Origin of the sequence: Methylomusa anaerophila, assembly GCF_003966895.1 — a bacterium.
Lineage (GTDB): Bacteria > Bacillota > Negativicutes > Sporomusales > Sporomusaceae > Methylomusa > Methylomusa anaerophila.
Map to the genome: position 1 here is coordinate 1,115,452 of NZ_AP018449.1, position 22,427 is coordinate 1,137,878.

General features: G+C 49.9%; 22 protein-coding genes. 8 read left to right on the forward strand and 14 right to left on the reverse strand.

Going from position 1 to position 22,427, the window contains the following annotated elements:
* Positions 1-44 precede the first annotated feature (44 nt).
* Positions 45-398 (forward strand): hypothetical protein, encoded by a 354-nt coding sequence (locus MAMMFC1_RS04960; protein WP_232035785.1) that lies wholly within the window; start codon positions 45-47, stop codon positions 396-398.
* A 159-nt stretch (positions 399-557) separates the two neighbouring features.
* Here the strand turns inward: MAMMFC1_RS04960 and MAMMFC1_RS04965 are convergent, their stop codons facing one another.
* From MAMMFC1_RS04965 to MAMMFC1_RS22590, 13 genes are all read right to left on the reverse strand, one after another.
* On the reverse strand, positions 558-1,649 hold the full coding sequence (locus MAMMFC1_RS04965) for a mechanosensitive ion channel family protein (protein ID WP_126307003.1): 1,092 nt from the start codon (positions 1,647-1,649) through the stop codon (positions 558-560).
* Positions 1,650-1,729: 80 nt separating this feature from the next.
* The gene (locus MAMMFC1_RS04970; protein WP_232035674.1) at positions 1,730-2,941 is read right to left on the reverse strand and encodes a Crp/Fnr family transcriptional regulator; all 1,212 of its coding nucleotides are present in this window, start codon (positions 2,939-2,941) and stop codon (positions 1,730-1,732) included.
* Entirely contained in the window at positions 2,910-4,586 is a 1,677-nt protein-coding gene (locus tag MAMMFC1_RS04975) for a PAS domain-containing sensor histidine kinase (RefSeq protein ID WP_126307007.1), read from the reverse strand. Before MAMMFC1_RS04975 ends, MAMMFC1_RS04970 begins: the two co-directional genes overlap by 32 nt.
* A 266-nt stretch (positions 4,587-4,852) precedes the next feature.
* Entirely contained in the window at positions 4,853-5,059 is a 207-nt protein-coding gene (locus tag MAMMFC1_RS04980; protein WP_126307009.1) for a hypothetical protein, read from the reverse strand.
* A gap of 71 nt (positions 5,060-5,130) precedes the next feature.
* Positions 5,131-5,742, reverse strand: a complete 612-nt coding sequence (locus MAMMFC1_RS04985) for a 4Fe-4S single cluster domain-containing protein (protein ID WP_126307011.1) — start codon at positions 5,740-5,742, stop codon at positions 5,131-5,133.
* Entirely contained in the window at positions 5,739-5,939 is a 201-nt protein-coding gene (locus MAMMFC1_RS04990; RefSeq protein WP_126307013.1) for a DUF2997 domain-containing protein, read from the reverse strand. The genes MAMMFC1_RS04985 and MAMMFC1_RS04990 overlap by 4 nt, the downstream gene beginning before the upstream one ends.
* Before the next feature lie 295 nt (positions 5,940-6,234).
* The gene (locus MAMMFC1_RS04995) at positions 6,235-7,779 is read right to left on the reverse strand and encodes an AAA family ATPase (protein ID WP_126307015.1); all 1,545 of its coding nucleotides are present in this window, start codon (positions 7,777-7,779) and stop codon (positions 6,235-6,237) included.
* A 25-nt stretch (positions 7,780-7,804) separates the two neighbouring features.
* Entirely contained in the window at positions 7,805-8,185 is a 381-nt protein-coding gene (locus tag MAMMFC1_RS05000) for a DUF1257 domain-containing protein (protein WP_126307016.1), read from the reverse strand.
* Between the two features lie 17 nt (positions 8,186-8,202).
* Entirely contained in the window at positions 8,203-9,726 is a 1,524-nt protein-coding gene (locus MAMMFC1_RS05005; RefSeq protein ID WP_126307018.1) for an Hsp70 family protein, read from the reverse strand.
* A 149-nt stretch (positions 9,727-9,875) separates the two neighbouring features.
* Positions 9,876-12,014 (reverse strand): WD40 repeat domain-containing protein, encoded by a 2,139-nt coding sequence (locus MAMMFC1_RS05010; protein ID WP_158618648.1) that lies wholly within the window; start codon positions 12,012-12,014, stop codon positions 9,876-9,878.
* A gap of 201 nt (positions 12,015-12,215) precedes the next feature.
* Positions 12,216-13,220 carry a cytochrome d ubiquinol oxidase subunit II gene (gene cydB, locus MAMMFC1_RS05015; RefSeq protein ID WP_126307022.1) on the reverse strand — a complete coding sequence of 335 codons (1,005 nt, stop codon included), beginning with the start codon at positions 13,218-13,220 and terminating at the stop codon, positions 12,216-12,218.
* Complete coding sequence (locus MAMMFC1_RS05020) at positions 13,211-14,596, reverse strand: cytochrome ubiquinol oxidase subunit I (RefSeq protein WP_126307023.1); 1,386 nt, start codon at positions 14,594-14,596, stop codon at positions 13,211-13,213. Before MAMMFC1_RS05020 ends, cydB begins: the two co-directional genes overlap by 10 nt.
* The gene (locus tag MAMMFC1_RS22590; RefSeq protein ID WP_145987613.1) at positions 14,593-14,727 is read right to left on the reverse strand and encodes an Rrf2 family transcriptional regulator; all 135 of its coding nucleotides are present in this window, start codon (positions 14,725-14,727) and stop codon (positions 14,593-14,595) included. The genes MAMMFC1_RS05020 and MAMMFC1_RS22590 overlap by 4 nt, the downstream gene beginning before the upstream one ends.
* A 345-nt stretch (positions 14,728-15,072) precedes the next feature.
* On the opposite strand from MAMMFC1_RS22590, the gene MAMMFC1_RS05025 reads away from it, so the two are divergent.
* Positions 15,073-16,653 (forward strand): bifunctional metallophosphatase/5'-nucleotidase, encoded by a 1,581-nt coding sequence (locus tag MAMMFC1_RS05025; RefSeq protein WP_158618649.1) that lies wholly within the window; start codon positions 15,073-15,075, stop codon positions 16,651-16,653.
* A gap of 30 nt (positions 16,654-16,683) precedes the next feature.
* A complete protein-coding gene (locus MAMMFC1_RS05030) occupies positions 16,684-17,418 on the forward strand; it encodes a hypothetical protein (protein ID WP_126307027.1) in 735 nt (244 codons plus the stop codon).
* 87 nt (positions 17,419-17,505) lie between these two features.
* Here MAMMFC1_RS05030 and MAMMFC1_RS05035 read toward each other — a convergent pair whose 3' ends face one another.
* The gene (locus tag MAMMFC1_RS05035) at positions 17,506-17,988 is read right to left on the reverse strand and encodes a hypothetical protein (RefSeq protein ID WP_126307029.1); all 483 of its coding nucleotides are present in this window, start codon (positions 17,986-17,988) and stop codon (positions 17,506-17,508) included.
* 599 nt (positions 17,989-18,587) lie between these two features.
* On the opposite strand from MAMMFC1_RS05035, the gene MAMMFC1_RS05040 reads away from it, so the two are divergent.
* From MAMMFC1_RS05040 to MAMMFC1_RS05055, 5 genes are all read left to right on the forward strand, one after another.
* Entirely contained in the window at positions 18,588-20,294 is a 1,707-nt protein-coding gene (locus MAMMFC1_RS05040; protein ID WP_126307031.1) for a sensor histidine kinase, read from the forward strand.
* Positions 20,291-20,953 carry a response regulator gene (locus tag MAMMFC1_RS05045; RefSeq protein WP_126307033.1) on the forward strand — a complete coding sequence of 221 codons (663 nt, stop codon included), beginning with the start codon at positions 20,291-20,293 and terminating at the stop codon, positions 20,951-20,953. Before MAMMFC1_RS05040 ends, MAMMFC1_RS05045 begins: the two co-directional genes overlap by 4 nt.
* A 158-nt stretch (positions 20,954-21,111) precedes the next feature.
* Positions 21,112-21,519 carry a hypothetical protein gene (locus MAMMFC1_RS05050; RefSeq protein WP_145987614.1) on the forward strand — a complete coding sequence of 136 codons (408 nt, stop codon included), beginning with the start codon at positions 21,112-21,114 and terminating at the stop codon, positions 21,517-21,519.
* Entirely contained in the window at positions 21,506-21,664 is a 159-nt protein-coding gene (locus MAMMFC1_RS21330) for a hypothetical protein (protein WP_232035675.1), read from the forward strand. The genes MAMMFC1_RS05050 and MAMMFC1_RS21330 overlap by 14 nt, the downstream gene beginning before the upstream one ends.
* A gap of 276 nt (positions 21,665-21,940) precedes the next feature.
* Positions 21,941-22,420: a GNAT family N-acetyltransferase gene (locus MAMMFC1_RS05055; RefSeq protein WP_232035786.1), complete on the forward strand. Its 480-nt coding sequence runs from the start codon at positions 21,941-21,943 to the stop codon at positions 22,418-22,420.
* The last annotated feature ends 7 nt before the right edge of the window (positions 22,421-22,427 follow it).

Consider the following 22,427-nt stretch of genomic DNA (forward strand, 5'->3'; position numbering starts at 1 on the left):
GCAGCTAAAATTAAAAACAAAAGGAGGGGTTATCTGTGAGAAGTATGGTAAAGAAAATAATTATTTACTCAATGGTGGGTATTATGCAACTGGGGTTAGGCACAGCTATAGTGAAAGCAGCACCCGGACCGGGCGGCCCGCATCCGGAACAATATCAGCAAGGCCGGGATCGGGACCGGGATCAGGACCGTCGGATACAGGAAGAAAAAGCCCGGCGTGAACAGGAGCGGGAGCGTCGGATACAGGAGGAAAAACTCCGCCATGAGCGGGAAATGCGGCGACGTGATCATGAGAATGAGAAAGAATGGCATGAACGGCAGCAGCGGGAAAATGACCTGCATCAAAAGAGACTTAATGAGATTGACAAAGCGGTATTGCTATATCTGCTGCTGAAATAAATAATTTAAAAGAACCGTAAAGAACCAGTAGAAATAATAAATCTATATGGTTCTTTTATTTTTAGATATAATAAAACCATAAATAACACCGCCGGTGACTGATTGTTTAACCCCCATAGGAACGGCCCTTTGCCACCAGGCAAAGGGCCGTTTTTTCATTTATATCGGTTCTTTTTCCATATCTGTTGGTTCTTTTTCCCCATCAGCCAGATAAATATTGCGGACAGGGTAGGATATGACTATCCCTTCATCCCGGTAGCGCATATGCAGCCGCCGCACCAATTCATGCCGCAGGATAAACTGATCCGTATACTCTCTGGCCCGTATAATTATGTTAAAATTAATATTGGAATCACCAAAACCGGAAAAGCGGACTACAGGCTCATACTCAGGAATTCCGCCGTCCACTTCCCGCATAACCTGCGCGGCTACTTCCCTGGTTACTGTTTCCACATGGTCAAGGTCGCTGTCATAACTTACCCCGGCCGGTATAATCAGGCCAATTTCCTTGTCCGGCAAAGCATAATTGGCAATGATCGCGGAAGCGATTTTGGAATTGGGAACGACAATCACGTGGTTGCCCAAATTTCGCAGCGTAGTATCCCGCCAGGTAATATCCTCAACAACCCCTTCTTCGCCGGAACTGATACGGATGTAATCGCCGGGCCGCAATTTCTTGGACAATAGAATATGCAAACCGGAAAACAAATTGGATAACGTATCCTGCAGCGCCAGCGCCACCGCGACACCGCCCACGCCTAAAGCGGTAAGGATCGGGGTAACGGAAATGCCAATGGACTGGAGGATAATGAGCAAGCCGATTGCGTAGGTTACGAATTCAGCAACGTTGATAAAAATTGACGTAGAGGGAAAGACCCCGGCCGCCTTTTGGGCGTTGATGGCGACAAGGCCTACCACCGTCCGGGCGCACACCATGGTAAGGGAAAACAGTACCAGAACCAGCAGCGCTTTTTCCATCAACCCTAACAGGTTGGGCCCCAGCGGCACTGTATTGATGGCGGCATAAATGCCTATCATCGTGACCCAGAATACCGGTATCCCGTGCAGCGATTTGATGAACAACTCCGAGAGCGACCCGGGAGACTGGGATACGATGTGTTTTAATCTGCCGAAAACCATCCGGTTAACCGCCAGTCCGATAGCAAACGCTACTAAGATAAACAGCAGCGGCAATGCCAAATACTTTATTTGGTACCAAAGCTTCGCCATCTCAGACCATCCAGCGTACAAAAATGTCCCTCCTTCTGCTCCAAAGCCAGTTTATAATCATTATAACATAGTACCGTCATGGAGGCCGGTGCCAAAATACGTTAAGTAATTTTTATATCCCGCGTCAAACTCCTTATAACTTTATTGGCAATGGCCGGGTATGCTTTATGGAATTTTCTAAAATAATGAAAGGACAATACCAATATTTCCGCGTCGGTGGCGGCGAAAATACTCCCGCTATGCTTGGCGCGGTTCACCAAGCCGATTTCACCGCAATGCTGACCCGGCAAAATGTTGCGCGGCTGTAAAGACTGTACTTTTCCGGAAAGCAATATATTAAGTTCCTGGCTTACATCATCGCGGCTTGTAATATAATCGCCGGCGTCACACTGGACAATAACGCCGCAGCCGTGGAGAAATTTCCTGGCTTGCGCCTCAGATAATCCATGCAGTACAGATATATATTGATTGGGCTTATGCCCTAAACGGCCGCAGAGAAGGTTCCATAACTCCGCGCCGCTTACCAATTGGCTGTTGACGGTACTGTTTAGGGTGCCGGCAAATTCTTTATAAAACCATTCGACACTTTGACGGTTTAATGCTTTTCTTTTAACAGCCAGGTGAAATAAAGGCGAACCTACCGCCCGCAAATGCCGCACATCGTCTACCAGCAGGACGAAGCTGGCCATTGGGCCAAGGTTCGGGTCCAAGATATTCTTTCCTAACCGGCGGCTCCCGTAGTGCTCATGGAACGGAATTAAATGAAAATTACAATCGACAAAAGCAAATTGTACATTTTTATTACAGTAAAGTTCATAAATTTTCCCTATTAAAAGATTATGTACCGGTGAACTGCGATAGGCCGGCGCAATCATACCCTTGGAAGCAAATCCGAAATTGTAATGGTTTTGTCCGTTTTTTTCTTCATAAAACTTTTCAAATCTTTTCATAAAAAAAGCTTCGACCAAATCGGCGGGAAAATCTGTAAGCCGCCCCATGTTTACCCTGGCAGTGCCAATAAGTTCCTTACCTAATTTGGCATACAGCAGCGAACCCCAATCATCCAGTTCATCAGCTAAAAGCTTGTTGCCGTGATCGGCGGCCACAAGCTTAAAGCCTATTTCTTCGGCATAAATTTGATAACGGAAACGGTAGATTTCCTGTTTTTCTTTCTCAGTTGCAGCGATACCGATATTTATTTGTTTCGCCAATAGTTCTTTGGCGTAAGCCGGTGCTATGGCAGAAGTATTCTTATTCATGGATTCGTTTTCTCTTTTCTCCTTACGCGGCAGCGCCGGCCGCAAAGTAAACAAAAAATGTAGTGCCTTGCTTGCCGGTTTTAACATTAATCGTAGCATTGTGCCGGGTGGCAATTCGGTAACACATGGGCAAACCCAAACCTGTGCCGGTATTTTTCGTAGTCAAAAAGGGCGTGCCCAAATTTTCCAGTATATGGGCCGGAACTCCGCTGCCTTGATCTCCCACAGCTAGAACAACCTTATTTCCCCCCAGGCTTGTGCTGATAGTAAGCTCCCCTCCCTGGGGCATGGCTTCCACGCCATTCCTAACCAGATTAAGTATCAGCTGGCGGATTTCATTCTCATCCAGATTAAGCTGCGGGATATTTTGCAGGTCAAGACTTATAGCCACATTGGCAGTAGCAGCATCGGCCTGCATTAAAGGGAACAGTCTTTCAATGATAGTATTCAGGCAGCAGTTTTTCAGTTCGGCCCGCTTATCTTTGGCCAATAAAAGGTATTCGCTGACAATGGAGTTGGTTCTGTCCAGTTCTTCGATCATCAAATCGAAACGGCCTGTATAGTCGCTGAATTCAGCTTTTCCCTGCATCATCTGCAGGTAGCCGCGCACCGTTGTTAAAGGGTTGCGTATTTCATGGGCAACACTGGCCGCCATTTCGCCCACCAGATTCATTTGGTCGGCCCGGGCGGCAAGCTGCTCCAGTTCTTTACGGGCGGTAACATCCCGGATGATACCTTCCAGGCACAGCAAATTGCCTTTTTCGTCATAGGTTGGGATGCACTTTTTTTCAATCCATATGATCTTATTGTTCTTACGAATCAAACGCAGAGTAAGGGGTAAACGACTGTATTTCCAGGGGTTGGCAACAAAATCGTCATGCAGCGGCAGATCATCCGGATGGGTCAAATTGCGCATCAATTGAGCGTTCTCATAATATTCAGCCGGGGAATAGCCTGTGACCTCAAGCATGGAAGGACTGATATACTCAAATTCAGGCTCCGGCAGCAAATTATAGCGGTAAATTACATCAACAGCATTTTCCGTTAATAGCCGGTAGTAAGATTCTCTGCTAAGCAAATCCGCCCGGGTTTTCTCAAAATACACCAGTAAGGTGCCGGAAGCAATAATCAGCCGTATAATACCGGCAATGGTATAATGCAATGAAACTACCCAACCTATGCCTGCGCCAAGGGTATAAGGAGTAGCCGCGGTAAGAAGGCCCCAGAGGATAAAGGCATAGCCCGTAATGTAATTGCCTGCCCCTTTTATCTTTAAATCATAGATAAAAGATAAGCCTATATTTATAAGTATGCTAGTGGCAAACAATGCCGGCAGGATGTGTTGTAAAAGAAACGGCAATTCCACAAAAGCAGATGTAAGACTTAACATGAAAATGCTGCCGGCGCCATAAAGCCACCGGCGATTAAGCTTCCTGCCGATAAAAAGATAATGCCCCCATAAAAATAGGATAATTGTGCTATTGTACATCATTTGATAAATAACGAAGATTAACAGGGATTGCTTCCAGTCGAATAATCCGGAGTCAAAAAGGGCCAGCCGCAAAGAGAAGCTGAGCCAGCTTATTATCCAGACTCCCATATACCGCTCACGGTACAGACTGAAAAGATATATATAGAGGAGTATAATTGAAAGCGTACCGGCCATCGCACACAAAATAGACAGCGAAAAATAATCCATATTTATCCTCATCTTTTATTCCTGGTAAGAATTTATAGCTTTGCAGGAAGGTATAACCAGTTGCCGCGCCGTTTTTTACAATAACTCTAAAAAAATTCGATATGAACTGTCAAATTCCTCTTTTAAGTTAAATTTGTATTTCTAAAATATTGCCATCTTTATATAAAAACCAACCTGAAAAAGAAATAAAAAATATATAATATGATATATATAATATAAGAAAAAACTTGGCTTTTGCCAAGTCCCAATACCAACCATACGGCGTTTTAACGGCCGGCAAGTTTTTCCTCCAAATGACGCACACGGGCTTCCAAATCCTCCAGCCTTTTTATTACCCGGTTAGACTCGTTGTCTTTTTCCGTACAGTCTTTCCGGTCCTCTTCCTTAATCCGGTCATGCAGTTCCAGCGTCAGCAGACTTGATATAATGCTTAACCAAATGATGGTAATTTCAAGTTCGTCGGTCGAGGCCATACCAAATCCCCCTACAACACCCGCTTCATCCTATTTAATCTTATACATGGCGGCAAGGTTTCATGATTACATTAATACTTAGTAAGGCTTCGGCGCTGTTCTTTTACAATTCCCGTAACAATTATTCTTCCCTGCCCATCAATGGTAAACTCCACCAATGATCCCGCCAATTTTTCCACCTGCGGGTGAGCTTGCAGCCGGTCTGTCAAATAAACAGCTTCCTGATTGTCCGAACCGCACAGATACCGGTCGGACGGGCGATCCTGGAGATACGGTCCGGCAACCAGCAAGTCGGTAACCGCTAACAGTTGCGACCAGGCAGGATTGTCGCCGGCGGTCAGTTCAGCAAGAGTATAGCCGCTGAACGCCACCACCGTTAATCCCTTTGCGTGCAAAATCTTTCCCAGTTCCCCCAGTGCCGCCGCCTGTTCAAACGGCTCGCCGCCGGAGAAGGTCACCCCTTCAATGCCGTTGATGCCTAAAATCCTGTCGGCAAGTTCCCGGACACCAATCAATTCCCGTTCGGTGAAAGGCTGCATGTCCTGGTTGAAACAGCCCGGGCAGCGCCGGTCACACCCTTGCACCCATACAACCGCCCTTAAGCCGGGACCGTTAACCCGGGAACGGGGTAAAAAGGCGGCCATATTGATGATCCGGGCGCCTAAATCGCGTATCCGGCTCATCGCCGATTGGTCCGGATCTTATTGCCGTCAGCCGGGGCCTGGTAGTATTCGGGCGTAAACTCCCGCCGCTCCACTTCGCCCAGGGCTTCCTCCAGGTTTTTGGTGATATCAAGGCACTCACCGCCTTTGGCTCCGGCCACTTTTATCGATACTTTGCCATTGGCGTCAATGGTGATTTCAAGCTCCTGCTGATCCATTAACCTTTACCCTCCTTTTTCTTCGGTAATAGCTCAACTTAGACAATTTCTAAGCAGACTTCCATGCCAATATATTAGGCACCACAAGGAATGAAAATGGAAAACGTTTTACCGCAGAGGCGCAGAGGGCGCAGAGAAACGCAGAGGGATTCATTATTTATCGTTTTTCAACGCTCTTCGTTATCCTTTCTCTGTGTCCCTCTGTGTTCTCTGTGTCTCTGTGGTTCCGGTTCCTTTGTCTTACGGCGTTTTAGATTTCCAGGATAGTTCGAGCCAATCCAATATCCGTCGTAAATTATACTTCCTTGATTTCAAGCAGTACTTGACTGGCGCCTTCCTCGCCGGTCACTTCGCCGGGATAGGATGCCGACTGGGCCCGTCCTTCCTGCAGCCACTGGCGCAGATACTGGACAACTTCCCGCTGGGATACGGATAAAGGAACCTGGCGTTTGAGACACAAGGCAATATCATCCGTCGTAATTTCCCGCATGCTGTCACTAAAGGCGAGATACATGGCATCAATAATGGATTGTTCGATTTCCGCCCCCACATAACCGTCTGATTCCCGCGCCAGCCGGTTGAGGTCGAAATCCCGGGGGGAACGGTTGCGCCGCCGCAGGTGAGTGGCGAAGATCTCCCGCCGTTCAGACAGGTGGGGCAAATCCAGGAAAAAGATTTCGTCAAACCGTCCCTTGCGCATCAGTTCCGGCGGCAGGGCGGCAATATTGTTGGCGGTGGCGACGACAAAACAAGGGGCCTTCTTGTCCTGCATCCAGGTAAGTAAGGTAGCAAACACCCTTTGGCTCGTCCCGGCGTCGCCGGCGCCAAAAGCAAAGGCCTTTTCAATTTCATCAACCCATAAAATGCAGGGGGCGATAGTTTCAGCGATATGCAGCGCCCGCCGCGCCCGGTCCTCCGACTCGCCCACGTAACTGCCGAACAGCGCTCCCACATCCAGGCGGAGCAGCGGCAGCTGCCACAGACTGCTGATCATCTTGGCGGTAAGGCTTTTGCCGGTACCGGGAATACCAAAGAGAGCAATGCCCTTGGGCGCAGGCAGGCCATAATCCCGGGCATCCTTGGTAAAGGCCTTCTCCCGCAGCCTGAGCCAGTCTTTCAAGACCCCCAGTCCGCCTACATTTTCCGGCTGCTCGGCTCCGCTCAGAAATTCCAAAGCTTCGCTTTGGCGAACCATCTCCGCCTTTTCTTCCGTTATCATGGAAATGCTGCGGTCATCCAGACAGCCGCAGGTAACAATGGCTTTGGAAAACACGCGGCGAGCCTGTCCGGCAGTCATGCCCATAGCGGCCTGAACCACTTTTTCCCGCCCGGCTTCGGTTAAGTTAAGCTTGACATTTGCCCCTTTAATGAGGCCATCCAATACGTTATCCAGTTCTTCACTGCCGGGCCGGCGCAGACGGACCACCACCGCTTCGTCCTGAAGCTCATCGGGAAGCTGGGAGGTAGGAGTGGTGATAATGATGGAAGTCCGGGTCTGGGTCAAGCGCTGGGCAATACTTCTGAGTTTACGCCGGATAGGCGGATTGGTCCAAAAATCGTGAAAATCCTTGCATATAAAAATTACGCCGCTGTTCTCAAGGCCGGTCTTTTCCATGAGATCCAAAGCCACCAGCGGGTCTTTGCATTTTAAATCCAGGGAAGTCCGGCCGGTCAGCACAGTAAAGCCGTCAGCCATATCCCAGGACAAGCAGGTGCGGTTTTTTTCCTGGCACACTGTTTTTACATTCTCGATAGCCCGCTCCTCTTCCGGGGTAACGATGACGATTAAGGTAAACCGGGCCCGGATATAGGTATCAAATTGCTCGGTGAAGTTTTCCATATCCTACCTCTCCTCTCCTTTTCTGTCACACCCAGCGGCGGACAACCAGGCGAATGGCCCCGTTGGCATCCCGCTCTTGCTCCACCAGATTAAACCCCTGGCGATTTACCTGATCCATAACGGTAACCAAGGCATATTGCTGGTAAACCTTGGCGACAAAATCCTGTTCATTGGTTCCCTGGACTCCGAACCAGTCGGCAACAAAACTGTAGGTGCCGCCGGCGTCCAACACAAAACCCACGTCATACCCCTGGCGCATTCGTACAGCGATATCCACCCGGGTTTCCTGCCCCCGATACCCACGAATGGCTGCTTGTTCCTCAACCTCATAACCCAGGTCTTGTAAACACCGGATAAGCATTTCCTTATTGGCGATCTTGGTTGCCACCTGACTAAAATGCGACACAAACTTTCCCTCCTGTCTTAGATTAACTGTGCCAAGGGTACATTATCAGCCAGAATTTCCCGACTTAGGAAGTCCCTCGCCGTGATGGTAAGCCTCCTGGCCCCGTCCAGGCCGAACTCAACTTCCACCGCCGGCTGCCCTTGTTTAAACGGCTGGGAACCGATCAAAATCAAAGGTTCATCTTTGTTAATGCAACTGCCTCCCTGTTCTTCCAGACGGTACGCCAGCAGAGCAAACTCCTGCTGGCCGTTGTAGCTGGCTCTGATAATTGCTTTGGCAACCAGGCCGTCACTGGGAAAAAACGTACCGCCGGCGACTACGGGAAGGTATTCATATATATCTCCCTGTAAATATCTTAAACCATAATCATACCGGATATAACCGCAGGTGTCTACTCCCGCCGCCAGAGTTGCCGCCCCGCAGGCAACCGCATCCAGCGGCCGTTGGTCGTAAACCGGGATGCCGGCAAAATACTCCCTGACCCAGGAGCGAATGCAAGGTATCAGGGCGGTTCCCCCCACCATAACCACTCCGTCCAGGGAGGAAATACCATGCCCCAGATGCTCACAGCGGCGCAGAGCCTGCCTTATATTATCTTCAATACGACTGAAGAACCGGTTATCCTCCAATAATTTTAGCAGCATTTCCCGCCTGATTACCGCCTGTAACTCGAAATCAGGCAGTGAGATATTCACATCTGTTTCCGTTTGTACTGTCAGCCGCTCCTTGACCTTATTACAAATATCGACGATTTGACCGCGAACGGCTTCAACCGCCGCCGGGTTCAAACCCTGCGGTTTAATAAATTCGTCCGCCAGCCAATTGTCAATATCTTCTCCGCCCAGTTCGTCCTTAACCAAACCGATAATCCGGAAAAAGCGTTCTTCCCCTGTTTCCGACCTGGGTTCCGCCGTTACTACCGCGGTGTTAAGATTTCTACTCTCAATGTCAATAAACAGATAGGTACGGTACGGTTTCACCAGGCAGCCCGAGCCCCAGGCCGCCGCCAGCGGCTCCTCAACAAAGAATACCCGCCTTATACCGGCCTGCCTGGCCGCGCTTTCCAGCCACTGACGATATTTTTTTTCTAAAGCCGGATTGGCCAAAACCGTTACCGGCAGGGTAATTGTCATTCCCTTTTCCTGATTGGCCAGGCCCAAGGTGCTGGCGGCGTCGCCAATCACCCGGGTCAGGTAATCCATTGCTGCCTGAATCCGGCTGATCTGCCTGCCGCCAATTCGGCAATATACCTTTTTCCCAGTCGTCAAATCATACTTGAAATTGCGCAAAACCTGGCTTTGCGGCTCCAAATCCGCCAGGGAGTTATCAATTTCTTGCCCCACTTTGCAGCCGTCCGCGGCGTATTGAATGGTCGACGGGATGAGAAAAACTCCCGGCGAAGGGTCGGGTCCCTCGGTCCAATAGCGGGCCGGGTAGGAAATATCCGGTATAAATAAGGACTTAGCCCGCTGTTCTCCCTTATGCCAGTAGGCTACAACCGTATTTGCCGCCCCGAAATCCAAGGCAATTGTGCCAGTCACCGTCGCCACCGCCCTTTTTGAGAGTGTTGAAAAAGCGCATCTGCGTCGTTGACACTCCGGTTGCTTTGCTTGCGTACAAACCACGTACGCGGCGCGGCGCAATCCTCGCGTCGCCTAGCATATGCATCTTTTTGAACACTCTCAAGATATTAGAACATTATATCCCGCCGGAATTTGGCCGTCAGCACAGTATTAAGAAATTGACAGATTTGTCGCTGCTCATTATTTAACTCGCCAGACGCATCCATTGCCAATTGCTGCGCGTAATCCCAATCGGCATGGTTAGCTGCCGCCAGCGGTTTTGCCCAGCGGACTTGAAATAACGCAACCGTGTTATCAAGCCGGCTGCCGACTGCCGCTATATCCCCGTTCTGGCTTAAAGCCAAAAAATCACCTGCTGCCCCAGCCGGCTGTTGCCACATTTGTTGTTCATTCCACCAGATTTTCACGCAGCCGTCAGCTCCTGCGCTTGCCAGCAAGCTATCGGTTGCAGCCAATGCCGTCACCGGTCCGGCGTGAGCGCAGACTACGCCCCCGGGTTTTCCCGCTGCCAGCGGCCAGAAACGGATTCTGCCGTTCTTGCCGCCGCTATATAAGCCTTGTTGACCGGGATGAACGGCAGTTGCGCCTGACACCCCGGCAGGCATCTGGCTGCGGGTTGTCATAAATGCCCCATCCCACTGCCACAAACGAATCACCGGCGCCATGACCCTGTCTTTAGCCGCAGCCAGTATTTTTCCTTGATTATTAATAAATATACTCTCTACCAAGCCGGGCTGCCCTTTTACCGTCGCAGTCCATTTTATGTCCGGCATAGTCCAGATATGTGCCTTTCCGTCCGCCCCGGCTGTTGCCAAGTACCGCCCGTCAGGAGAAAAGGCCAGACAGGTAACTGCCGCCGCATGAAGATCTACCGTACGCCAAGGCAGTCCAAGTTCAAACTCCCGTTCATCCCCGATGCGCCAAAGCCGCACCCGGCCGTCGCCGCCCCCGCCTGCCAGTATCTTGCCGTCCGGATGAAAGGCCAGGCATTGTAAATTAGCGCCGCTATCCCTTAAGAAAAGCTTGCCAACGGATCTTCCGTCAGGTACAAAGACATCTTTGCCCTGACCGGGGCACAACTCCACCATAAGCCGCCATATGAGCCTGTCCCAGGGCGGCGGCTGCCAGGCAGCCCGCGCCAAAATAAGCGTCATCTCGGCGGCCCACTCCACCGGCGCGCGGAATATCATGCGGTACATATCCGCCCAAGCCTGCCGGTCCGCTAATATATTGACTACGCAAGACCAGTCATCCCAGGTGATTTGTTCATAATCCTGCGGACTGCCGCAACCAAGCAGCAGTTCCACAACCAGGCGACTGTTGCCGCTGCGGCGGGTGACCTTTAAAAATCTGTCTTTTTCTGCCGTTGTCGCCCGGGAGTAACCGGCGGCCAGCAGCGGCCGATGATCCTGCCAGTCAAGAGCAAAATACTTCTCCCATTGTTCAGTCAGGCAATAAAACAACGCTGCCCGGCTATCTTCCTGCGGTGTATAGCCGGCGGCAATCACCCAGGCGATAAGCCTTGGGTCGGCAGCCGGGTTGAGCGCCTCCTCACACAAAGCGTCAATGGCGGCGGCAGCAGTCAGTGTAAGCATAGCCTCCCTGGCCGCCCCGGCAATATCCCGGTCCGAATCACCGGCAGCGGCAATTAACTCCCTGACTGTTTCCCGCCCCCAAGACAGCATGGAAATAGCCGCGCCGGTTTTTAACACGGTAAGAACCCTGTTCCTGATTGGCCCGGCGGCAACATAACCGGCTTCGGCAATAATCGCCGCCAAGTCCTGCCGGCGGCTGTCCACCCATAAGGAACAAAAGGCGTCAATGGAACCCCCGTCGGTTAACCGCCCCAATGCCTTCCGGGCGTTTGCTGCCACAACAGCATCCGTGTTATTAAGGGCGTCAACCAAATGCGTTACTACCTCCGGTCCCATGCCGGCGGGAATCTCCGGTTTTCCCGCCGCCAGCGCAACCTGTACTTGGTTGGCAAAGGCGGCGGTGATAGCCGCCGCCTCTGCCTCTTTTTCCTTATTATCTTCCGTGCCGGCCAATACCGGATCACCATCACCGGCAGCCCGTATCCGCTCCATAACCGTCCAAATGATCTCGCGGATATTCTGCCGCTCCCCCTCCGTCATCTGCTCGGCAATCACCTGTTCCACAAGCCTGCGTAATTCCAACACATACTCAGCGGGAAAGATCCATCCCAACTGCCGCAAATACTCTTTGTCGTCATCCCGAAGAACCATGATAATCCCTCCCCCCGCTGAATAAAAACTACTACTCATCTAGCTACACGGTACTTGCTCAGCCCATCAACTGCCACGAACTGCTTAGAAATGGCCAGGTGCTAGGCACGACGAGGACCGGAACGGAAGCGTACTGGTCGTACGCTGGAGTGAGGACCACAGGAGTAACGACGCAGATGGCCGTTTATAAGCAGTTCCCCCCTAATACTGGAGATCCTTCACCGACACCCGTTTGCGGAAAATCCAGTACACCCATCCCTGATACACCAAAACCACCGGCACCAAGGCCAAAGCGGCGATTGTCATAATCGTAAGGGTATAAGGGGAGGACGATGAATTAGTAATCGTCAGGCTCCAGGCGGGATTAAGGCTGGATACCATGAGACGCGGGAAAAGGCCCCAGAAAAAGGCTGCCGTTGTAAGCAAAATTGTGGCGCAGCTTAAAATAAAGCCTAACCCGCAGCGTTTAACGTATACGGCGCCGAAGGAAGCCACAAAGACCACAACCGCTCCCCACAAGGACACGCCGGCGCCGGCACTGGCGAACAGGTCGGTATTGCCGTAAGTCATGGCCACCAGAATCAAACAGGCAATTGCCGCCAATACTCCTGTGCCCTGCGCCGCCTTGCGGGCTCTTTCCGCCATCTCCTCTTCGGTTTTAAGGGTAAGATAGACAGCGCCATGATAAGTAAATACCAGGAAGAAAGCCAGGCCGCCAATCAGAGTGTAAGGACTTAATAAGTCGAAAAAGGTTCCCACATACTGCATTTTGGCATCGATAGGGACGCCTTTAATCAGGTTGGCAACTGCCACACCCCATAACAGGGCCGGTACGGCGCTGCCAAAAAATATCAGCCAATCCCAGGTACGGCGCCAACCGGGATTATCGTCCTTGCTGCGAAACTCAAAAGCCACTCCCCGGCCGATAAGAGCCATCAAGATTAAGAACAGCGCCAGGTAAAAGCCGCTGAACAACGTGGCGTACACATGGGGGAAAGCGGCAAACATGGCGCCGCCGGCCGTAATCATCCACACTTCGTTGCCATCCCATACCGGACCGACGGTATTGATGATTACCCGCCTCTCGGTGTCATTTTTCCCTAAGAAAGGCAACAAAATACCCACCCCGTAATCAAAACCCTCCAGCAGGAAAAAGCCGGTGAAAAGAACGGTAAGGAGTATAAACCACAGAACTGTCAGTTCCATAATGTCGCCCCCTTTGTAATAGGTTGTACCGGAGTCAGAGGAGTATCAACAGGTCCTTGTTTGGCAAATTTTTGCACGAGATAAACGGCTGCAGCCGCCAACAGACCGTAAACCAGCGTAAAGCCGATAAGAGATATCCAAATGCTGCCGGCGCCCACGGCCGGGGAAACAGCCTGATCCACCCGCTGCAGCCCGAATACGATCCACGGCTGCCGTCCGGTTTCCGTCAAAAACCAGCCGGTTGAATTGGCAATATACGGCAGCGGCAGCATCCATATAAGCCCTTTCAATAGCCACGGCGTTGTGGCAAGAGTGCCTTTTTTCGCGAAATACGCCGCCAGCAGCAGCATTAGGATCATGATACCCCCGGCAGCTATCATAATCCGAAAGCTCCAGAATACCGGCGTTACCGGCGGAACGTAGTTGCCGGGACCATATTTAGCTATATATTCTTTTTCGATGTCTTTGATTCCTTTTACTTCACCTGCCGGCGAATTATACATCAACAATGATAGCGCGTTGGGTATTTTAATTTCAAAAGGATTGGTCTTTTTCGTCTCGTCAATCACGGCAGCCACCCCGAATGGCGCCGGGTTGGCCGTCTCCCACAAAGCTTCCGCGGCCGCCAGTTTCATCGGCTGAGCCTTGCCCATAAATTGAGCTTGCAAATGCCCGGTTCCCATGACCAGCAGCAAACCCGCCACAGCCCAGGCCAGGCCAAATTTCATTGAGGTGCGGAAGAAGTCCGGATAAGATTGCCGCAAGAGCTGCCAGGCGCTGATTGCCACCACAAATACCCCGGCGGTAACCATGCCGGAAAATAGGACGTGGGCAAATTGATGCCAGGCATACGGATTGGTCAACAGGGCCGCAAAGTTTGTCATTTCCGCCCGGCCGTTATTGATGGCGTATCCCACCGGCGACTGCATAAAGGAGTTGGCCACCAAAATCCAGAAAGCCGACAGGTTGCTGGCAAAAGCCACCATCCATATGCTTAGGGCATGGAGTGCCTTCGGCAAGCGGTCCCAGCCGAATATCCACAACCCCAGGAAAGTAGACTCCAGATAAAAAGCCGTGAGCGCTTCCATCGCCAGCGGCGCGCCGAAAATATCCCCCATGAAGCGGGAATATTCGGACCAGTTCATCCCAAAATGAAATTCCTGCACAATACCGGTAACAACACCCATGATGAAATTGATCAGGAACAGTTTTCCCCAAAACTTGGTCTGCTGTTTGTACAATTCATTACCTGTCCGGACATACATAGTTTCCAAAATGGCGATAAAAATAGTCAATCCCAATGTCATTGGCACAAATAAAAAGTGATAAACAGAAGTAATGCCAAATTGCCATCTGGCAAGCAACAGCTCACTCATTTTCCTATCCCTCCATGTTCATGTTTTTCGTCCGTCGCCGGTGAAGCGAAGGAAACACCCCTGCCGGGCGGCAACCTGGACAAATGCAGTACCACCCGGAACGCATAATCGGCGGCCTGATTCAATTGCACCCCATCTCACCTCCGCTTTCCATAAAATATATTATACTGAAACGGTATAGTATTAGTTCTATTTTACCTCTTTATTTTTTTAAATTCAAGATGTCTTTTAATAATTTTTATTTATTACTTATATTTCTTTTACCAGCCTGTTCTTCAACTTGTCTGCCGCATTTATCTTTCTTTTCCTTTTTATTTAAATACTTCAAATATAATTCCAATTTATTAAAGAAGTCTTAAAATTTACTTAACAAATAAGTAGAAAATTTCTCTATAATTTATACTATAGCTATTTCTAGATTAATGGGGAATTTTGTCGCACTGTTGCAAAATGTAAAAATCAGGAGGTTTCAAAAAATGTTTATTCCAAAGAAGCAAAAAGTATTTTCAGCCTTTATTCTATCCCTAATCATCTCTTTTGTCTTAGCCTTTAACGGCATTGCTTTCGCAGCCGTTAACGGCGACACAATCGCCCTTACTGTCCTTACGGTCAACGACTTCCATGGCGCTATCGCCGACAAGGGCACAGGCAAGGATCCCGGCGCCGCCAAACTGGCCGCCTTCCTAAAACAAGAAAAAGCAAAAGATCCGACAGGTACTCTTCTCCTGTCGGCAGGCGACATGTTCCAGGGATCGGCTGATTCCAATCTTGTCTACGGAAAATCGATAGTCGAAGTCATGAACTCGGTCGGTTTCGATGCCATGTCCCTTGGCAATCACGAATTCGACTGGGGTATCGACACCTTGATGAAAATGAAAGCCCAGGCCAATTTCCCCTGGGGCGCAGCCAACATTAAGAGCAGTAACGGCCAATTGCCGGCTTTCGCCCGTCCGTCGGTGCTGACTCCTGTTCCCTACATTTTTGTTACCCGGGAAAACCTCAAAATCGGGATTATTCCGCTGGCAACGCCGGAAACAGCCTTTAAAGCCAATCCAAAAATCGTTGGCCAGTATAGATTCGAGGAGCCATCGGCAACCGTGAAAGATCTGGCCCAAAAGCTTAGGTCCAAAGGCGCGCAAGTAATCATCGTTTTGTCTCACCTGGGTGCAGATCAAAACTCGACTACCCAACAAATTACCGGTGAAGCTGCCGACCTGGCCAACAAATTGCCTGTCGGCACTGTTGACGCCATTGTTACCGGTCATACTCATACGGCTGTAGCCGGGACGGTAAACAATATTCCCATGGTCCAGGCCTTAAACAACGGCCAGCGTGTGGGCAAGATCCTGCTTAATTATTCAAAGGCGCAAGGAAAGGTAATTAGCTCAACCCCTACCCTCATGAACTTGACGACCATGACCTTAACCGGTGATAGGACTGCCCAGGCTATCGTCGACAAATACGCCGCGCAAATCGCTCCTATCAAGAACACTGTCCTCGGCTCAACAAAATATGACCTAACCCATGATAGATATGGCAGCAATGTATCCCTCCTTGGAGAATGGGCCACCGATGTTATGCGCGCCGCTGTTGGCGCTGACTTTGCTTTCCAAAACGGCGGCGGCCTGCGCACTACCATCTACGCCGGCAACGTCACCGTCGGCAACATGTATGAAGTCATGCCCTTCGACAATACCTTAAATACCATGGACATGACCGGCGCCCAAATCATCCAGGTGCTGGATTACGGCATCAAGAACACAACCATCGGCATGCTGCAGTTCTCCGGGGCCAATGTTGTATACGACGGCTCCCGCCCCGCCGGCTCAAGAATCGTATCGGTTACTATGCCTGACGGCAGCCAAATCAACACCGCCAAAAAATATAAAGTTGTAACCAACGATTTCATGGCCACCGGCGGCGACGGCTATACCACGTTTAAACAGGCATCGAACATTGTTGAAACCGGTGTTCCCGTGCGGGATACGCTGTCGGATGCCGTAAAAAAAGCAGGCCAAATCGCTTTCACCGGCGACAATCGCTTGACAATCAAATAAAGCTATTAAACTGTCACTAGGAGGATAAACGTGAACAAAAAAGTAATTCTAGCCCTGGGCATGATGTGCTCCGCCACAATAGCGCTCAACGTTGGTTATGCGGCGCCGATGACCGATTATTCCCAGGGAAAGGTATCCATTGACCTTACCATCGCCAATTCTAATGATGTCAAGGTAAACACTTCAACAGACGGCTTTGGCTCATTCGACACCAGCTATGACGGCAAAAACTCCGTCCTTGATCTCGGTCTGACAATCGGACTGGGAAAGTTCGGCATCCAATACCGGGACTTCGCGCCGAAAACTAAGACTACTTATATTGACGAGTATCTTTCCAATGCCAATTATGAAGCTAAATTTAAGGAATTTAACGTGCTCTACAAACTTAACAATTACAGCGCCGCTTTCATTGGCTATCATCAAGCTAAAGGAAGTGTTCAACTCGATTATGGCGATCCGGTCATCAGCAACCCTACTTTTTCATCTGATACAAAAAATACCATGCAAATCGGTTTAATAGGAAAAACACCCCTGGCCAAAGATCTTGACCTATTCGGCATTGTTGCTTTCGGTGGCGATCTGTCCAATTACGAGATCGGACTTGCCCAGAGAATTAGCAAAGACATGGATTTTAATATCGGCTATCGGGAAAAACATGCCGACAACCTCAATTTTTATGATTCTGTGAGTGATAGTACCTTCCGCCATGATGTCAAAGTAAGCGGTTGGAATTATGGTCTAACCTTCCGCTTCGATACAAAATAAACTTTCGCCTGTGTTTGGGCTTAATGCCAAAGAGGCTGAGAGAAAAATTCTCTCAGCCTCTTTTTTGTATTCCTTATTCCTCTTTCTCTAACGCTGCCACCAGGACAAGAAGAAGGAATCATTATTCTCATAGGCGTCATGATCGGCGCGGAAATGGATAAACACACCATTCGCCATATAACCGACGCTTATCAATTGATCATCGCCGTCATAGAAGAAAACCGCATCGGTAACATAATGGCCATGGTGCCAGAATCCTTCATTATTATGCCACTTGTAAGCACGGTATCCGGGAAATCTATTGTTCCACTCCCGATCCTGAATGCGCTCAAGCTGATAGCGCCCTCTCATAGAATTGTACCTTTCATGCCATTTAAACGGTAATTTTTTATCCGCATCATAATCATTATGGTAGGTACGGTGCCACTTGCTGTTATTGTCATAATGTTGGTACTGCCCGCGGCCTTTATCGTTATAATGTCCCCTGTTATGCTGATCGCGAGCGCTCACTGTCACGGACATCAGCAAAAGAACTGACAAGGTTACAACGAAAAGTAACAGTTTTTTCATTTCATTAACCTCCCCCTAATTATTTACCCGCACAAGGAAAGACTAATATTTTCCAGCCTCATACTTACAGTTGTTTATTGCCGATCCAAAAATAGTTTAAAATTGATAACCAAATATTTGAAATTCCCGGCGATCACCTTCCCCCTTGGACTAAATAATCACCAAATAAAATAATACTTGATTCATTAGTATTAATTGGTGTAAATAATATAACTTGTTGTACCAAACTTTTCATTTAATCTCTCATTCTGGGTTTGCTTCTAGTATCTAGTATGAGGAAAGATTGTTACAAAATTGTTACAGAATTATTACAAAATCGAGACCCTTTCAGGCAAACGGAAGCACCTTATCGTCAATAGTAGGCGTAGCTGGTGTTGATTCTTTTCATGATTTTTGATATCTCATCGCTGCCTTCATTGATCAAAATTTGTATTTCCCCTTTTCTGCTTTATTTTGTTCCCGGCGGCCGGCGGCGGTTTTGCGGCCGGAGTGTCCCATTGATCGCGAAAATGACACATCCGCGGCGTAAAGGGTTATGCTTCCTTTTGTCGAAATAAATAATAAGTTGTTCTGTAAATTTTCAGGAAAGAAGTTGTCCTATGTCGGCTGTTACTACCTTTGCGCCTGTTGATAATATCATCCTGTATTTAGGCATCGCCGCTGTTTTCGAGGCTTTAGCCGTCTACCTCCTCCAGTTCCGCAAGACACCGGGCGCCATGATGCTGGTATATTGCCAGCTCTGCAAAGGTATCTGGATTGCGGCCAAAGTTTTCTGCGGTATGAGTCCCGACTTGCCTACAAAATTGTTCTGGGCCAGATTTACCGAATGGATGCCGCTGCTGCTTATCTATTTCTGGTTTGAGTTTATCTGGGAAGTCAGCCGGCCGCAGGAAAAATTCGCCGCGGCGGTGCGGTATGCCATCCGGGGAATAACTGCCGGCCTGGTGCTGGTGATCGGCTTTGACAGTCCGCTTGGTTGGTATTACGGACCTATAACCTTGGACGGTCAGTTGCTGACCATCGCGTTCGGACCGGCGGCCTGGGTGACTATGGTGTTTTGTTATGCCCTGAATCTGATCTCTCTTGGCCTATCGGTCCGCTGGATATACTCTACCCAAGGTCTCCGGCGTCAGCAGGCCGTTGTGCTTGCGGTGACGCCGCTATTCAATTTTATCGGCCACATTCTGAGCTATACCCTGAACCTGCAGGCGGTATCGCCGCAAATCGTCGGGCAGCTATTGTCGGCTTGTTACATAACCTGGGTCTTTTACCGCTGGCGGGTATACAGCATCCTGCCGCTGGCACAGGATGCCGTTACCCACGATATGATCGACGGCCTGGTGGTTGTGGATGAAAAAGGCTACATTGTCGACCTAAATCCGGCAGCGCAAGCCATCCTTACCGGCCTGCCGGCAGTTGTGGGCGAACCCTTTCAAAAAGTCGCCGCCGCCTGGCCGGCACTCTCTGGCATTGGTGACGGCGACCGGCCGGAAACACGCGAGGCATCCCGCGAATATAACACTGAGCACTTTTTTTATCAGCTACGGTCCCTGCCGCTCACAACGCCGCAGGGCAATCCACTCGGCAAAACCATCCTCTTGAAAGACATCACCAGACAAAAACAAGACGAAAAGAAAATGCTGGAAGCGGAAAAGGCCCTGTCCATCCTCACCGAGCGGGAACGGCTGGGCCGGGAACTGCACGACGGTCATGGCCAGCTATGGAGTTATTTCCAGGTGCAGGTGGAAGCCGTCCGGTCGCAGCTGGAAAAAAATAACCCCGTTCAGGCTGGAATGCTCCTGGATAAACTAGCCAATAACATGCAGGGCATGCATGTCGATATCAGGGAATCCATCACCGGCCTGCAGCTTGCAGGTACTGCCGAACAAGGCATCTGGCAGTCACTGGAGGAATACCTGCAGTGGTTTAAACAAAACTATGAAATTGCCGCCACCCTCACCATCAGCCAGGAGTTTATCCCCGGGCTGCTGCCGCCGACCACCGAAGTGCAGCTCTTGCGCATTATTCAGGAAGCACTGACCAATATCCGCAAACACGCCAACGCCCGCCAGGTCAGCATCACGATTACGGCGAGCGGCGGCCGGGTGGATATCGAGGTAGTAGATGACGGCAGCGGCTTTGACATGGCGGCGGCAATGGCGAAAAAGGGCCGCTTTGGCCTGAAAATCATGCAGGAGCGGGCCGATGAGATCGGCGCCACACTCCGCATCAAGACCAAACCGAAGGTCGGAACCTGGCTCAGCTTGCAAATCCCGGTGACAGACGGAAAGGAAATGGTGGTATGAGAATACTGTTAGTGGACGATCACCCCTTGTTTATGGATGGACTAAAAGATCTCCTGACCGCCAATGATATCGAGGTGACAGGCACGGCGACCAATATCCGGGACGCCGTCCTTAAGGCCAGGGCCACGCGGCCCGATGTCATTCTGATGGATGTACAGATGCCGGGCGGCGACGGAATTGAGGCTGCCCGGCTCGTTAAAGCCGAATTCCCGGAAATCAGAATCGTCATGCTCACCGTGTCACAGAATGACAAGCATTTATTCGAGGCGATTAAAGCCGGTGCCTCAGGCTATCTGTTAAAAGGCCTGCCCAAAGAACAATTCCTGGCCCTGCTGACCGGCTTAAGTCAGGGCGAGTCTCCTCTTTCCCCCGGTCTGGCGGCCAAGGTACTCACGGAATTCGCCCGGCTGCACCAAGAACGGGATCTGGCGGATAGGGCCGCCGACAAGACCTCGTTATTGAGTTCCCAGCAAGTTGAAATCTTAAAGCTGGTGGCGCAGGGATTAACCTATAAGAAAATTGGCGGCATCGTCTATCTCAGCGAGGCTACCGTCAAATACCATATGGGAGAAATCATGAACCGTCTGCACCTGGAAAATCGCAGTCAGGTCATCGCCTTTGCCGCCGAACTGGGGCTGGCCGCCAAGAGAAAAAAATAACGCTACCGAACGCCAAATAACATACAGGCTAAGAAAATTTACGAAAAAGTATAGAAAATCTATACTTTTTTTGTGCAAATTTATCCCTTCGTCTAATGTGTTCCCGGTAGGGTTCTGCTATTTTAGTAAAAAGAAATATTGAAGAATGCCATTTTGATTTGAAAGTGGGTGAAACCTTGGAAACGGTGGAGGTCGTTTTTTGCGGCAACTCCGTCTATCTTTGCGGTTTGGCCGCCGGACTGCGACTAAACAAAAAGCTGCGCATCCGCCTGGTGGATAATACGTTAGATAAAGCCATGCCTGAACTAAAAATACTCCATCCCCATGTGGTCATTGCGGAAAGTCCCGCTCCCAGAGAGGTAAACACCCTGCAAAACACCCATCCCGGCCTGCTTCTGATCGGCATTGACGCGGCAACTGATTCGCTCAGAATCTTTGCCGTTGAACAGCCAGTCTTCTCTGTGGAAAAGCTGGGACAAGTCATTTTCCAGTATACGAAAAGAAATGGCCATTTCGAACCAAATTGCGAATTTGCCAATAAGAGAGGAGAAAATGATGAAAAATAAAATTTCGCGCCATACAAAACGAATCGTCGCCAAGCTTACCCTGTTAGTCCTGGCGGCCGCTCCGGCGTACGCCGCCGTGCCGCCTGACAGCGGCGCGGCTCTCGGCAGCGTGAAGCCGCATCGTCAATCGAATATTATTGAATAATTATTGGGTAAATAATTACATCTTAGTAAATTTTGAAGATTTTTAGGCAATTTTGAAGATTTTTGTAATTTTATGAAGGAAAAAATTACAATGAGAAGAAAATTTATTAAATGGATTTATATTTGGTAAATTTATCAAACTTTTTCCGGAAGGTAATGCCTGGTTCCATTCCAAATATAAAGCTTTTCCTACCGCCTAAATCTGGCCGGCGGGCGACCGTCTCCTGAAGGCTTGGCGCTCTTTCCAAATTTATTATGGAAGAAGGTTGGTGATGTGATGCTGGAAATCAAACCGGTATTACCAGGTGAGGATGATATTTTTCTGTTTGAGGTTTATGCCAGTTCGCGTACCGAGGAAATGGCGGCATGGGGGTGGGATGAAAAGCAGCGACGGGAGTTTTTGCGGCAGCAGCATGCGGTGCAGCAGCTTTCTTACCGGCAGCGATACCCCGGACTGCAGTACCGGATTATTTTATCCGACGGCGCTAAAGCGGGACGGATGGCAATGGCGCAGAGCGATCAGGAACTGGTACTGGTGGATATCATACTGTTGCCGGAATTTCAGAATAAAGGTTTGGGGACGGCAGTGCTAACAGCTTTGCAGGCGCAGGCGGCAGCTAATCGCCTGCCGCTGCGGCTGAATGTGCTGAGCGCCAGCCGGGCAAGGCAACTGTATGAACGACTGGGGTTTCAGGCGGACGCCGCCGGCGAATTGTATACGGCAATGAAGTGGACGCCGCCGGCGAATTGTCAATGAGGGCGGC